Genomic DNA, 15,046 nt, shown 5'->3' with positions numbered 1-15,046 from the left:
AATAGAAATTTATTTTTTTCATAAAAAAAGATGCTCAAAGAGCATCCTTTTTTTATGAAATGCGATAAACCCTTGTTTCATAAGGTTTTAAAGCAATTGTTGTTACTTCTTCATGTTCCGCAACTTCATAGTTATTTAAAAGCAAACGTTTGCGTTCTAGTGCAAATGAACCCTCATTATACACAGCTTCCTCTTTTGAGATATTACTAATTACAATGACTTTTTCATCCTGTAACGTACGTGTATATGCATAAATTTGTGGATCGTCTTCTAAAAGTAAATCGTACGTACCATAGTTCAGTACATCGTGCTCTTTTTTCAGGGCAATCATTTTCTTATAGAAATTGAAAATAGACTTTTCTTCATTTTTTTGCTTTTCAACATTAATTTCTTTGTAATTTGGATTCATGCTAAACCAAGGTGTACTTGTTGTGAAACCAGCATTCATCTCATCATTCCACTGCATAGGTGTACGTGAATTATCGCGGCAAGAAGCCCATATAATCTCCATCATATCTTGATGTGGTACGCCCTCTGCAATTTTCTCGCGATATAAATTTTTAATTGCTACATCATCGTAATCTTCAATATTTGGTAACTGAACATTTGTCATACCAATTTCTTGGCCTTGATAAATAAACGGTGTACCGTGCATAAAGAAATACATCGCCCCTAGAGCTGTTGCACTTTCACGCCAATATTGTTTATCATCTCCCCATGTTGAAACGATACGTGGTTTATCGTGATTCTCAATATATAAAGCGTTCCATCCTTTATTTTCTAATCCTTTTTGCCATTTCGTTAATACTTTTTTCAATCCTACAACATCAAGGTCTTTCTTCTTCTCTGCATCCCATAAACTTAAATGTTCAAATTGGAATACCATATTGAACTTACCTTGCTCTTCTCCAACCCATAGCTCAGCATCTTCAATCTTAACACCATTTGCTTCACCAACAGTCATAATATCGTACTTAGAGAATGTATTTTCTTTTAGCTCTTCTAATAAAGGTTGAATACCTTTCACATTCATATGTTTATCAAAAGATGGCACATATTTTAACTCTTTTGGATTTGGCATATCCTTGAGGCCTTCTTCTTTTTTAATATGACTGATCGCATCAACGCGGAAACCATCAATACCTTTATCAAGCCACCAATTAACCGTATCATATAGTACTTCGCGAACTTCTTTATTCTCCCAGTTTAAATCTGGTTGTTTACGTGAGAATAGATGTAAATAATATTGTTCTGTTTCTTCATCATATTCCCATGCCGAACCATTAAAAATACTTTCCCAGTTGTTTGGCTCCGCACCATCTTTACCATCATGCCAAATATACCAATCACGCTTCGGATTATCTTTAGATGAACGTGATTCAATAAACCATGGATGTTCATCACTCGTATGATTAATAACTAAATCAATAATAAGCTTCATATCACGCTTATGAACTTCATCTAGTAAAGCATCAAAGTCTGCCATTGTACCAAACTCATCCATAATATCTTGATAATCACTAATGTCATAACCATTATCATCATTAGGTGACTTATACATTGGGCAAATCCAAATTACATCTATACCTAAATCTTTTAAATAATCCAGTTTCGCAATAATACCTTGTAAATCTCCAATACCATCTCCATTTGAATCCATAAAGCTACGTGGATAAATTTGATAAGCAACCGCTTCTTTCCACCATGTCTTATTCATAGTCATTCTCTCCTTTTGCATCCCATCGGAATTTTTATGCAAACGTTTTCGTAACACTATCATAACAAAATATGAACAGTTTGCAACTGTTTTCATTGAACTCTATGTAGATTCTTTATTCTTATGCTTTATTTATTTCTCACAAAGGTAAATCTCATTCTTCACCTCTTCTTGAAACTGGTAGCCCCTCTCTCTTTATAGAAGAAGTTCCTTATATAAAGGCTGTTGAACTTTTTAATGGCGGTAACATCCCTGAAAATTTCAAGCGCTCTGGTTCCTATGTCTATAAACCTATTCCCCTTAAAGGCATTCAAATCATGCAATACTTTCTTTCTCATGCACCAAATAAAGATGCTAGTATTTGGCATCAATCGCCCATAGGTGCTGTTGAAAATATTTCGCCGAATGAAACGGTTTATTTTCATCGTAAAGCAATTATTGCTCAAGAATACATTACCTCTTGGAAATGCGATGATGAAGAAAATCGAAATATATGCTGGGTTAAAGGTTTACGAGAAAACTTAGATCCTTATACATTAGGTGACTATGTGAACTGGCCCGATATCGACATTAAAAATTGGCAAACTAGTTATTATGGCTCTAACTTTCACAGATTACGTAAAGTAAAAATCATGTATGATCCTTGTGATGTTTTTCATTTCCAACAAAGTATCCCTCCTTTTCATACGTGAAAAAAGGGGATAACATAAAAAAATCACCCAATATACCGTTACCTCGCAGTATGTTGGATGATTCAAGTTGATTTTCTATATCGTTTCAAATTCTTGCTCCTACTCATAAACTTTTACTTACAGATTAATTGTATTTCGTATCATTTTCATGCAATGAATGTAATTTAATATTTGGTACTTTATCTTTTTCAATACCTCTATTATAAGAAACAGGAACTTGAAATTCGAATTGCTTTGTCTCATGTTTTTGTAAATAGACTGGTTTCGGTACTGGATAGCTTTTTGAATTCTCGTTTGCATTATCGTATAAAACAACTTTTAATGCTTGTGAATGATTACGATAATTTTTTAAAGTAACAATGCACTTCGGTTGGATATTCTCTCCATTTTTCTCCATTCTACACTGGCTATCTTCTTTTTTATATTCTATTGCTTCTACCCCTGTTTTTCCTGCGTAGTACCATGTTTTATTCAATGTCTGGAGGATTGTATTTAAAATAAACGGCATCATTACAATCAAAATACTAATGCCTACTACTTTTATCTTATTCGTTTTTCTAAATGTACTAGACTCCTTTTTTCCTAGCCATTTTAAAAATAATATAAATGCAATTACATGTAGTATGAAAGAAACAATCAATATATTTGAGACTTTATAATCCATATAAACATACGTATGTATCGGAACCTTATAGACATTGAATAGTTTTTCCCCAATTAATTCATTATCATTTGGAATTTTTAATAATAACAAAACCCCTATACTGTAACAAATAGCTACTAATCGATCATACTCAATACGAATCATTCTTTCTCCCCTTCACTTTGTATTTTATTATCGATTTTAGCTATTATTACCATACTATACAATCTTTTTATAGAGGATAACGTAAAAAAGTTCCTTATAAATATATAAAGAACCTTATTAATATACACTATGAATTAAAAAATCAATATACAATTTTCACATTGAAATTTCTTCAAAATATGTTGGATCATGTATTGTAATTTTTTTATCTAAAATTGTAACAATGCTATCATTTTTTAATTGTTTTAATACGCTGCTAACTGTCTCTCGAGATGTTCCAGATATTTTGGATATTTCAATTGTTGTAAGTGGACATGAAATTACAATCTTTTCCCCACTCTGTTCTCCTAAATCCTGCATTAAATAATTTAACGTTTGGATAACACGATCTTGTGCATTAGGAATTGTAATATTTTGCACTCGATTTTCGTTCAATTTTAATATAGATGATAATTGCTGAACAACGTACATCAATTGCGTTCTGCTGGATTTTACCATATCTTCAAAGATTACCGTTGGAATATAATATACCTCCACATCCGTCATTGCTTCTGCTGTATAGTTATATCCTCTGTCTGTAAACATGCCACCATAAGGAAAAATAGAATATCGCTTTACATAGTCATCGTATAATAAGTTCCCATTTTGATTAACCCGCTCTAACTTTACAAAACCATCTAACATGAAGTAGATTCTTTCCCTTGAATCTCCTTCTAAAAATAAAAATTGACCTTTTTTATAAGTTCGCCAATAAACAAACTCTGTTAAGCCTTTCAATTTTTTTTCTGTTAAATGAGCAAATAATTCGAACTGCTTTAAGTCCTTAACTACGTTCCGTCTATTCATAAAATTCCCTCTCTCTTGCTGTATGTTGGAGCGAAAAATCAAGAAAGCGTATTCAATTTGAATTTTATCATAATTAACTTACATATTCAGATTTCATCATGAAAACTTTATGAACAATGAGTACAAAAAATATTAATAAATAAAAAGAATGAAGTTACTAACTCCATTCTTTTTTACTACTAAGTAGCGTACATAAGAATTTAAACATATATGCATACATTCTGTTTTGAAATAATAGTACCAGCTTTTTCTTCTAGTGCTTCATATACTTTTTCTAAAGACGTAATAATTGTTTTTCTTTTTGGATTTGTATTAACAAAATTAATAGCAGCTTCAATTTTTGGAAGCATGCTTCCCGCAGCGAATTGTTGTTCTTCAATATATTCTTCTAATTGATTCACTGTGACATGCTCTAATTTTTTTTGATTCGGTTGATTATAATTTACATACACATGATCAACTGCAGTTAAAATAACGAGCGTATCGGCATCTACTAATTCTGCTAATTTCTGCGCAGCGAAATCTTTATCGATAACTGCTTCAGTTCCTTTTAGCCCTTCTTCGGAATCAATTACTGGAATTCCACCTCCGCCAACAGCTATCACTATATTTCCATCTTCGACCAAAGAATTAATCACTTTATGTTCATGAATACTTACAGGCTTCGGTGATGGAACAACGCGTCTCCACCCTCTACCAGCATCTTCTTTAAACACTGCTTTTGTTTCATCCATTAATCTTCTGGCCTCTTCTTCTGTATAAAAAGGACCGATTGGTTTAGTTGGATTTTTAAATGCCTCATCTTTTTTATCCACAACAACGCGTGTTATAACCGTTGCTACGTCTTTTTTTATATTCCGTTTTTTCAATGCCTTTTCAATCGCATTTTCCATCCAATATCCAATCATTCCTTGGCTCATTGCCCCACAAGTATCTAATGGCATTGCAGGTGTCTTTTCCGTTTCTGCAGCTTTTTGCTGTAATAAAATATTCCCCACTTGTGGGCCATTTCCATGCGCAATTACTATATCCACATCATTTTCCATTATTTTCACAAGTTGTTCTGCCGTTTTTTCCAACGCTTCTTGCTGCGCTCCCGCAGTAGCTTCTCCAGACTGTATCGCATTTCCCCCTAGTGCAACTACAATTTTTCTTCGTGCCATATTCCAGCCCTCCAGTTGATTTCGCTTTCACAGCGCTTTATAAAGTAATACTGCCTGTAATTAATCCATAAATCGCAAAGAATGCTAAAGCACCAATTGCTACGGATGATGCTAATTCCACTCGAGTAAATATTTGCTTCGAACTCTTTTGCTTTTGAACATTGTAAAAAATAAAAATACCTGGCGCATATAAAGTCATTGTTAATAATAAATACTCTAAACCAGCTGCATAAACTAGCCACACGCCATAAATACTTGCTATCAAGCCAATTATTATATTTTTATTTCGATCTGCTTCTTCAGACTTTAAGCTATGCTTCAGTTGATAAAACGCTGAAAAAGCATATGGGATTAAAATAGCTGAAGATGCTAAAGAGAATGCAAAGTTATACGCCTGATCAGAAACGACGAATGTTAACAAGAACATTTGTATTAAACCATTTGTTATCCATAATGAATTTACTGGAGCCTTATTTTTATTTTCTTTTGCGAACCATTTTGGAAATACTCCATCTTTAGCCGCTAAATATGGAATTTCAGAAGCGAGCAAAGTCCAACCTAACCAAGCACCTAATACAGAGATGACCAAACCTAAATTAATAAAGATAGCACCCCATTTTCCAACAACACTTTCAAATAAATAAGCCATAGCCGGATTTTTCAAACCTGCAATATCTGCTTGCTGCATAAGTCCAAGAGACAATAATGTGATTAAAATGTAAATGATGAGTGTACCAATTAAGCCAATAACGGTTGCTTTCCCTACATCACTTCTATTTTTTGCTCGACTGGATAAAACAACAGCCCCTTCTACCCCAATAAATACCCATAAAGTTACAAGCATTGTACTTTTAACTTGGCTGCCAACTGCTCCCCATGAAAAAGAACCAGTTTGCCCCCAAAATCCATCTAAGAACGTATCAATATGAAACGCGAAGATTCCTATGACAATAAATACAAATACAGGTACTAATTTTGCGATTGTAGTTACTAAATTCACAAGTGCTGCTGATTGAACTCCACGTAAAATTAACATGTGAACACACCATAATAATACGCTTGCACCAATAATGGACGCTACATTTTGCCCGCCTTCAAAGATTGGGAAGAAATATCCTAATGAAGAAAACAATAATGTACCGTAAGCTACATTTCCAAGCCAAGCAGATAGCCAGTATCCCCACGCACTATTAAACCCCATAAAATTACCAAATCCTGCTTTTGCATAGCTAAAAATACCACCATCTAAATCTGGCCGTTTTACAGTTAGATTTTGAAAAGATAATCCAAGTGCAATCATCCCAATTCCTGTTATAACCCAGCCAATAATAATGGCTCCAGCACCAGCACCTTTTGCCATATCACTCGCTAAATTAAAGGCTCCACCGCCAATCATAGACCCAACTACAAGAGCCGTTAGTGTAAACAACCCTAATTTCTTATCTTCACCCATTCCACTCACCTCTCTTAAATTGCAATAACAATACAAAAGCAATAGTGAATGATAGTGTCTAAAGGAGGAGAAAGAAGAAAGGAAGACTCCCTTTCTTCTTTACTCCATGTTTCCTAAAGTAGCTGCCATAACCGCTTTAATTGTATGCATTCTATTTTCAGCTTGATCAAATACTTTTGAATGTTTACTGCGGAATACTTCGTCAGTTACCTCCATTTCTTTCAACCCATATTTCTCATAAACTTCTTCGCCATACATCGTTTCAACATCATGAAATGCAGGTAAACAATGTAAGAAAATCACGTTTTCATTCCCTGTTGCTTTAATCATTTTCATATTTACTTGATAAGGTTTCAATAACTCGACACGTTCAGCAAATTTTTCTTCTTCCCCCATAGACACCCATACATCTGTATAAATTACATCTGCATTCGCAACAGCTTCTTCCACATTACTTGTTATCATTACCTGTTCATTATATTTTTTTGCTAAATCAATTACTTCTTGTGCAGGCCATAAAGATTCCGGTGTACAAATACGTACATCCATTCCAACGATTGCTCCACCAACTAGTAAGCTATTAGCAACATTATTTCGTCCATCGCCAACGTAAACGAGCTTCACACTTTTCAATTTCCCTATATGTTCTCTAATTGTTAATAAATCTGCTAGTGTTTGTGTTGGATGCCACATATCTGTTAATCCATTCCAAACCGGCACACCAGAATTTTGTGCTAAAGATTCTACGGTTTCATGATTAAATCCACGAAACTCAATTCCGTCAAACATACGCCCTAACACTTTTGCTGTATCCTCTACAGATTCTTTTTTCCCAAGTTGAATATCACCTTTCCCTAAATATTCAGGATTTGCTCCTAAATCTGTACATGCTACTGTAAATGCACAACGTGTACGAGTAGAAGTTTTTTCAAATAAGAGCGCTACATTTTTACCTTCTAAATAATGATGCGGAATACCATTTTTCTTTTTCTCTTTTAATTCTGCTGCCAAATCTAGAAAATATAATAATTCTTCTTGTGTAAAATCTTTTTCTGCTAGAAAGCTTCTTCCTTTTAAATTTGGTCTAGTCATTAACATAATTCATCCCTACTTTCTCCGTTATTTATACTAAATATCTTTACGAACAATTGGCATACTCATGCAACGTGGACCCCCACGACCACGAGATAATTCCGAACTTAGCACCTCAATCACTTCTATACCGTGTTCCCGTAATAACGTATTAGATACATAGTTGCGATCATATGTAACAACTACACCTGGCGCGATTGCTAATGTGTTCGAGCCATCATTCCATTGTTCACGAGCAGAAGCAATTACATCTCCTCCTCCACATGGAATAAGAACTAATTCACTTAAGCCTAATACCTCTTTTAATGCTTCCATTAAAGAAGTACGATGTGTAATTTTAAGAGTTTCCTCATCTGATCCTTTTTCTAAAATATAAATATTCATATTCCCTTTTGGCCCTTGAATGGCTGGGTGAATTGTAAACTTGTCATAATCAACCATTGTAAATACTGTATCTAAATGCATAAATGCTCGACATTTTGGAATTTCTATTGCTAACACTTTCTTAATTTTATTTTGTCGGCTAAAGAGATTTTTAGCTAAACGTTCAATTGCTTTAGCTGAAGTACGAGCAGATACTCCAATCGCAATTGTTTCTTCATTTAAAATTAGCTCGTCGCCACCTTCAATTGGAAATTTATAATCACGATCTAACCAGATTGGTACATTATGTTTTGCAAATCTTGGATGATATTTAATGATGTACTCCATGAATAATGATTCACGTCTACGCGCTGGTTCTCTCATCTTATTTATCGTTAAGCCATCGCCCACGCTAGCTGCTGGATCACGAGTAAAATATAAATTAGGCATTGGATCTAAGTAAAACGGATAGTGATCTTCCATTAATTCATATAAATGTGTCTTCTTACTTGTTTCAATTTCGTTTTTCCGTACACCGCCCATAATTTTTTGAATTAATTCTTCATTTGAAAAGGAAAGTAAATATTCTTTTAAAGTTTGATGTGCAACATTTACGTCGGCCTGTCCTTCTTTTAAAATACGATCAACAAATTCTTCTCGAAGTTTTTTATCTACTAACGCCTCAGCGGCTAGTTTTTCTAAATAAAGAACTTCAACACCCCGATTGCGTAACGTTTGTGCAAAATAATCATGCTCTTTTTGAATAATTGGTAAGTATGGAATATCGTCAAATAATAATTGCTGCAAATAATCTGGCGTCAAGTTTTCCACTTCTTTACCCGGTCGTTTTAATAAAACCGTTTGTAATTCCCCAATTTCTGAAGTAACATGTATCGGATGTTTCATTTGTTGTACCTCCTTTTAAATATGTTTGATGTCTTACAAGTACATAATAAATGCTCTGCACTTTCATCTTTGTGAAAGTATCCACATTATCATTGTGAAATATTAAACAAGTTATTTTTTTAAAATCATACGAATATGTATTTTTATAACAAACTATCTCGCTTTCTCAATAAAAAATACATATATTACGCATATATGTTGAATATTTAACTTCCGTATTTAAACAAAAATCCTGTTTTTAATTTTATTAAAAACAGGATTTTTGCATCTAAATAATTAAATTTAATCTTTCTTCTATAATCTCCCTATCTGATTTCGACTGTGAAATTATAAGGCATGTATCATTTCCGCATATACATCCTATTTTTTCTTTCCAATCTAACTCATCAAATAAAACACCAATAACATGTGCATTACCAGGTAATGTTTTAATAACCATTAATTGATCTACACAATCAATTTTCACAACCACTTCTCGTAATTTTTTCTTTAACTTTATATCAGTTTGTACATGCTCTTCTGAGAAAACTTTATATATCATTAATCCTTCTTGAGAAGGTACCTTCGTTAAGTTTAACTCACGAATATCGCGAGAAACCGTAGCTTGTGTTACTAATACATCTTTTTTTGCTAACAATTCTACTAATCTTTCTTGCTTATCTATTTCATACTCCTTTACAAATTGTTTAATTAACCGTTGTCTTTTTTCTTTTTTCATAAAAGACACCCCTTTTAATATTATAGCTCGCTATAATTTTCATCCGAAAGGGACAGAAAAGAATGTTGCGGAAACGTTCATAGTTTAACTGTAAATATTAAATCAAGCTAAATAAAAAAGAGAAGAACAGCATTCTGTTCTTCCTTTTACATTGAAAATCGTTCAATTGTTTGTTTCAAATCAGTTGCTTGCTTCTCTAAATCCTTTAATAATTGATCGATTACTATCATATTTTTAGACTGTTGTAGCGTCACACGCGCCACTTCTTGCGAACCAGCTGACGTTTCTTCAGCAATTGCTGCTACAGCTTTTGTTTGTGCTCCTGTTTGATGAATGTGGCTCACTTGTTCATTCATATAACTACTAATTTGCTGAGTTGCATCGGCTACTTCCATAACACTTGATGACATTTCTTTTAAAATTAATTCCGTAGCTTCCCCACGTTTCGCCTCTTCTTTAGCTATTTTCACTTGTTCTGTCATTTTCATTGCAACTTGTTGTACTTCATCTTGCATATTCCGTAATAACTGCGATATGTTTCTTGCAGAATGATCACTTTCATCAGCAAGTTTCCGTACTTCTTCCGCAACAACCGCAAAGCCTCTTCCATGCTCTCCTGCGCGAGCTGCCTCAATAGAAGCATTTAGTGCTAATAAATTCGTTTGGCTAGCAATCGCACTCACAACAGACACAATATGTTCTACTTGTTTCATTCGTTCTTCTAACTTCTGTACATTTTGCATTGAATCTTCATTTTCTTTTGCCAATGTTTGAATACCTTGAATTAAAGACGTAAAGACACGAGTACTATGCCCTAAAGCTTCAACCATTTCTGAAGACAATGTATCAGACTGCTTCGCTTTTTCTTCTACTTCACTTGCAATAGAAGTCGTTGTATCAACAGCAGAAACAATTGCTTGAATTGATGCCGCTGATTGCTCAGCGCCTGAAGAAATTTCTGCAAGTGTCTCTGATACACCTTGCGCTTGTCTCGTTGCTTCGCCTGTTTGTTTTCTAATCTGCTGTACTTGATTATTTGTATACGAAAATGTTGTATCAATATTTTTTACCATGCCCCTTAAGTTTCCTAACATCATATTAAATGCAACACTTAAAGATTTAATTTCATCATCTGTCTTCGGTAATGGAACATCTTCACGAATATCACCCTCAGCTGCTTTTCTTGCCGCCTCTTCTAACTTGCGAAGCGGTTTAATTAAAAATACGGCTGCTCCATATGCTAAAATTCCAGACCATACTACCCCTAATAACATAACGATAATATTATATACAGTTTGACTTACATAACTTTGAAAATAATCGTATATCACGTAAATAAAAAAGATACTTGTTGAATATGTAATGAAAGCTAAAACTGTAGTGAATAGCATAAGTTGTGTACGTAATCCAAAAGAAAATGTTTTCCTTTCTTTTTCCATCTTCCCTTTCCCCCTTTTTATAAGCAATATAAATACTACCTATATATTATTATCCATATTTTCATTATAGAAGGATATAGGGATTTTAAAAATATTATTTCTTTGAATATCAAATTGCACGAAAAAAATAAAGGATTCTGACAATTTATGACTAATAACAGAAATAAGGGGCAACATTTGTAAAATATATTTTTAACTGGGGGTTTTGTATGATTCAAGTTCGAAATCTAGTAAAATCATTCGGTTCACTTGATGTGTTAAAAGGAATTGATTTAGAAGTAAAAGAAAAAGAAGTTGTTGTTTTAATTGGTGCCAGTGGTTCTGGTAAAAGTACATTACTTCGCTGTCTTAACTTTTTAGAAATGTACGATGAAGGCGAAATTCACTTACAAGGTGAGCGAATTGATCCAAAGCATTCAAATTTAAATAAAGTCCGTGAAAATGTCGGTATGGTTTTTCAGCACTTTAACCTCTTTCCTCATATGACCTCACTAGAAAACATCATAGAAGCACCTATTCACGTAAAAAAATTAGAGAAAGCAAATGCAAAGGATATTGGAACTCAACTTCTCCAAAAAGTCGGCCTTCAAGATAAAGCGGATGTAACTCCTCATCTTCTTTCAGGTGGTCAAAAACAGCGCATTGCCATTGCACGAGCTCTTGCAATGAGCCCTAAGATTATGCTATTTGATGAGCCTACCTCAGCTTTAGACCCTGAACTTGTTGGAGAAGTATTGCAAGTTATGAAAGAACTTGCTGAAGAAGGGATGACAATGGTTATTGTTACTCATGAAATGAATTTCGCAAGAGATGTAGCTGATCGCGTCATCTTTATGGATGATGGAAAGATTGTAGAAGATGCTCCGCCAGCACAATTCTTTTCAGCTCCATCACATGAACGGGCAAAACAATTTTTACGCAACGTTTTATAATGTAACTTTTGTTTCGAACGAAAAACAATACATTCATACGGTGCACAACTAATCATCCAAATAAAATATTTCAATAACATACTAAAAAACCATCCGTATGATCAATATATAGGAGGGGTTTTATGAAAAGAAAACTATTAACCATTGTTGCTAGCATTACACTATGTACATCTTTCATACTAGGAGCTTGTAGCAAAGAAAGCTCTACTACTTCAACAAATGGTGAAAAAGAATTTCGCTATGCGATGAGTGGATTATACAAACCTTTTAACTATAAAGAAAATGACGGCAAACTTGTCGGTTTTGATGTAGAAATCGGTGAAGCTCTTGCTAAAAAGATGAACATGAAGGCTACGCCAGTTACAAACCCATGGGAAACGCTGATTCAAGGTCTTCAAGCGAAGAAATATGATGTAATACTGGGTAGTATGGCAATTACAGAGGAGCGCTTAAAAGCTGTTAGTTTCTCAAATCCGTACTATCGCTCTGGCGCCCAAATTTTTGTAGCTAAAAAGAATAACGCTATCTCTTCTCCAGAAGATTTAAAAGGTAAGAAAATTGGTGTTGTAAAAGCTAGTACCTTTAAAAATCTTGTTGCAAAATATACAGATCAAATCACTGAATATGACAGCGATATTACTGCTCTTATGGATTTAGAGCCTGGGCGTGTTGACGCAGTAATTACGGATCAAATGGTTGGTCTACGTATGATAAAAGAAGGAAAATCAAATATAAAAGAAGCCGGAAAACCATTAAATCTTGATGAAATGGGAATTGCTATTCGCAAAGATGATAAAGAAATGGTTGAGAAAGTAAATAAAGCGTTAGATGAAATCATTAAAGATGGTACGTATGAAAAGATCAGTAAAAAATGGTTCGGGCGTAATATTCTCGGTGAAGAGGAAAAAACGAAGTAAGTTAGCCATTCAAAAGATTCATAAACAGTGCCCCACTGATTAAATGTTCATTTTATGTGGGGCATTTCATTCTCTACTAAAATCTATACAATATGAGGTGAAACGCATGTTTGAAATTTTTATCTCTACCTATCCCACACTCTTAAAAGCTACTATTGTCACATTACAATTAACATTAACCTCCCTAGTACTCGGTTCATTAATTGGATTATTATTTGCTTTCTTTCGGATCTCGAATAACAAAGTTTTAAATAGCATTGCTCATATCTATATTGCTATTATTCGTGGTACACCTTTAATCGTTCAAATCGCAATTCTCTATTTTGGCATTACATCTGTCATTGTTTTCTCCCCTTTTTGGGCAGGAGCAATCGCTTTAGCAATTCATAACGGTGCATATATTACGGAAATTTTCCGAGGATCCATTCAATCCGTCGACCGGGGACAATTGGAAGCCGCTCGCTCCTTAGGTATGCCTTACCCTTTAGCTATGCGCCGGATTATATTACCACAAGCATTTCGTCTGTCTCTTCCTCCTCTAGGAAACCAATTTATTATCGGATTAAAAGACTCTTCACTTGTCGCTTACGTAGGACTGTCCGAGTTATGGGGATCAGGTTTATCAATTGCAGCAGGTAACTTCCAACAATTAGATACTTACATAATCGTTGGTGTATACTATCTCGTACTTGTTCTTCTATTTACTTATTTTGTTAATCTCTTAGAAAAACGACTACAACGAAAAGAAACTAACTCCGTCCAATTCCATAAAAAGAACAAAAAGGAAGTTTCTTTATAAGAAAAAGCAAGCCTGAGATGGCTTGCTTTTTCATTGCAAAAATATATTAATTTTTACTGATTTACTTTTTTAATACTCTTTTCTTCCTCTATATGTTCCTCACGATATGAAATATTATGAGGATCTAGTCCATTTCCTAAAGAACCATAGAAATGCTCTCTATGCGGATCCACTAATTCACTTCCTTGATAATACACACGTGGTGTATTCCATAGCGCTGCCAAAGCTTTTGTCATCGGCATCTCATGATAGCGTTCCGGCCACATTTCTTTAATCTTCTCTTTTACTAACGGATAGTATTTAGAACTCATAGCAGGAAACAGATGATGTTCTGTATGATATGAGAAATTGAAATGTAAAACGTCTACCCAGCGCGGCACTGTTACTGACAAACAGTTTGCTAACGGATCATTTACTGGAACAATTGGATTTAAGCGGTGATTTGTTGCGATATATGCCATTACAATAAAGTTAGCAATTAACAACGGAATGACATATGCAAATAACCATTTTCCAGGTCCCATAATAAACAATAAACTAATCCAAACTGTCCAAGGCAAAAGAAGTTGAAGCCATACAGATTTTTGATTGGATGACTTGAACTCTTTTATAAAATGAAAGAACATTCGAGTCGAATGCAATGTAAATTGAATTGTTAGTGACAGAAAACTAAAGAATGAACGTACATGTAAAGGCATACGATATACCCAACTCAAAAACTTACTCTTCTTAAGTTTCTCAAGTGTCGGCCATGCATCCGGATCATTCTCTTCATGCTGTGTATGAACATGATGCGTTGCATTATGCCACTTTCTCCAAAGCTTTGGCCCTGTTGATAATGGCATAAATGCAATCGCGCCTAAGAAGTCACGAAGCCATGCCTTTCTTACAACAGTTCCATGTAAAATTTCATGCCCTAAAAATCCAAGTGAAGCAAAACATAATCCAAGAACAATCGCAATTCCTAGATTCGCCCACACATTCAATTCAAATACACCAATCGATATTAACCCCGCCAATGCCACAAGCAAATAAGCCAGTCCACCAAATAAACGAGTAGGCACTGGTTTAAATGCTTTTTTCGGCAAATGTGGTGATACACGTGCTGCATACCACCCAAACGTATGAAGCTCCTTCATCCTTTTGCTCCTTTCTTATGCCGCGCCTTGCGCAACTTACATATATCAATTCTTGCTTCCAG

At 34.4% G+C, this 15,046-nt stretch carries 12 protein-coding genes and 3 pseudogenes; 4 read left to right on the top strand and 11 right to left on the bottom strand.

Annotation, left to right across the window (positions count from 1 at the left end; genetic code table 11):
- Nucleotides 1-52: 52 nt before the first annotated feature.
- Nucleotides 53-1,717 (bottom strand): glycoside hydrolase family 13 protein, encoded by a 1,665-nt coding sequence (locus HMPREF1014_RS25130; protein WP_001044703.1) that lies wholly within the window; start codon nucleotides 1,715-1,717, stop codon nucleotides 53-55.
- Between the two features lie 155 nt (nucleotides 1,718-1,872).
- Between HMPREF1014_RS25130 and HMPREF1014_RS25125 the strand changes: the two are divergent.
- Nucleotides 1,873-2,409, top strand: a pseudogene (locus tag HMPREF1014_RS25125) (BBE domain-containing protein); the annotation flags it as partial.
- Nucleotides 2,410-2,533: 124 nt separating this feature from the next.
- On the opposite strand, the gene HMPREF1014_RS25120 reads toward HMPREF1014_RS25125, so the two are convergent.
- The 9 genes and pseudogenes from HMPREF1014_RS25120 to HMPREF1014_RS32670 form a co-directional block, all read right to left on the bottom strand.
- The gene (locus HMPREF1014_RS25120; protein ID WP_000619194.1) at nucleotides 2,534-3,217 is read right to left on the bottom strand and encodes a hypothetical protein; all 684 of its coding nucleotides are present in this window, start codon (nucleotides 3,215-3,217) and stop codon (nucleotides 2,534-2,536) included.
- A 156-nt stretch (nucleotides 3,218-3,373) separates the two neighbouring features.
- A complete protein-coding gene (locus tag HMPREF1014_RS25115; RefSeq protein ID WP_001081905.1) occupies nucleotides 3,374-4,063 on the bottom strand; it encodes a Crp/Fnr family transcriptional regulator in 690 nt (229 codons plus the stop codon).
- A 200-nt stretch (nucleotides 4,064-4,263) separates the two neighbouring features.
- Nucleotides 4,264-5,226 (bottom strand): carbamate kinase, encoded by a 963-nt coding sequence (gene arcC, locus HMPREF1014_RS25110; RefSeq protein ID WP_000113947.1) that lies wholly within the window; start codon nucleotides 5,224-5,226, stop codon nucleotides 4,264-4,266.
- Between the two features lie 37 nt (nucleotides 5,227-5,263).
- Nucleotides 5,264-6,679 (bottom strand): arginine-ornithine antiporter, encoded by a 1,416-nt coding sequence (gene arcD / locus HMPREF1014_RS25105; RefSeq protein WP_000503399.1) that lies wholly within the window; start codon nucleotides 6,677-6,679, stop codon nucleotides 5,264-5,266.
- A 99-nt stretch (nucleotides 6,680-6,778) separates the two neighbouring features.
- Nucleotides 6,779-7,777, bottom strand: a complete 999-nt coding sequence (gene argF / locus HMPREF1014_RS25100; RefSeq protein WP_000930292.1) for an ornithine carbamoyltransferase — start codon at nucleotides 7,775-7,777, stop codon at nucleotides 6,779-6,781.
- 30 nt (nucleotides 7,778-7,807) lie between these two features.
- Nucleotides 7,808-9,040 (bottom strand): arginine deiminase, encoded by a 1,233-nt coding sequence (gene arcA, locus HMPREF1014_RS25095; protein WP_000682331.1) that lies wholly within the window; start codon nucleotides 9,038-9,040, stop codon nucleotides 7,808-7,810.
- 268 nt (nucleotides 9,041-9,308) lie between these two features.
- The gene (gene argR / locus HMPREF1014_RS25090) at nucleotides 9,309-9,758 is read right to left on the bottom strand and encodes an arginine repressor (RefSeq protein ID WP_000711827.1); all 450 of its coding nucleotides are present in this window, start codon (nucleotides 9,756-9,758) and stop codon (nucleotides 9,309-9,311) included.
- A 146-nt stretch (nucleotides 9,759-9,904) separates the two neighbouring features.
- Nucleotides 9,905-10,477, bottom strand: a pseudogene (locus HMPREF1014_RS32675) (methyl-accepting chemotaxis protein); the annotation flags it as partial.
- Between the two features lie 369 nt (nucleotides 10,478-10,846).
- Nucleotides 10,847-11,032, bottom strand: a pseudogene (locus tag HMPREF1014_RS32670) (HAMP domain-containing protein); the annotation flags it as partial.
- Nucleotides 11,033-11,406: 374 nt separating this feature from the next.
- Between HMPREF1014_RS32670 and HMPREF1014_RS25080 the strand changes: the two are divergent.
- The 3 genes from HMPREF1014_RS25080 to HMPREF1014_RS25070 all read left to right on the top strand — a co-directional run bounded on the left by HMPREF1014_RS25080 (nucleotide 11,407) and on the right by HMPREF1014_RS25070 (nucleotide 13,845).
- A complete protein-coding gene (locus tag HMPREF1014_RS25080; RefSeq protein WP_000616925.1) occupies nucleotides 11,407-12,129 on the top strand; it encodes an amino acid ABC transporter ATP-binding protein in 723 nt (240 codons plus the stop codon).
- Nucleotides 12,130-12,251: 122 nt separating this feature from the next.
- The gene (locus tag HMPREF1014_RS25075; protein WP_000823768.1) at nucleotides 12,252-13,046 is read left to right on the top strand and encodes an ABC transporter substrate-binding protein; all 795 of its coding nucleotides are present in this window, start codon (nucleotides 12,252-12,254) and stop codon (nucleotides 13,044-13,046) included.
- A 43-nt stretch (nucleotides 13,047-13,089) separates the two neighbouring features.
- A complete protein-coding gene (locus HMPREF1014_RS25070; RefSeq protein WP_002004337.1) occupies nucleotides 13,090-13,845 on the top strand; it encodes an amino acid ABC transporter permease in 756 nt (251 codons plus the stop codon).
- Nucleotides 13,846-13,898: 53 nt separating this feature from the next.
- On the opposite strand, the gene desB is transcribed toward HMPREF1014_RS25070, so the two are convergent.
- Nucleotides 13,899-14,984 carry a Delta(10) desaturase DesB gene (gene desB, locus HMPREF1014_RS25065; protein WP_000661226.1) on the bottom strand — a complete coding sequence of 362 codons (1,086 nt, stop codon included), beginning with the start codon at nucleotides 14,982-14,984 and terminating at the stop codon, nucleotides 13,899-13,901.
- Nucleotides 14,985-15,046 lie beyond the last annotated feature (62 nt).

Origin of the sequence: Bacillus sp. 7_6_55CFAA_CT2 (genome assembly GCF_000238655.1) — a bacterium.
GTDB classification, from domain to species: Bacteria; Bacillota; Bacilli; order Bacillales; family Bacillaceae_G; genus Bacillus_A; species Bacillus_A cereus.
The sequence above is the reverse complement of the archived record's forward strand: the minus strand, read 5'-3'. Positions and strand labels throughout refer to the sequence as shown.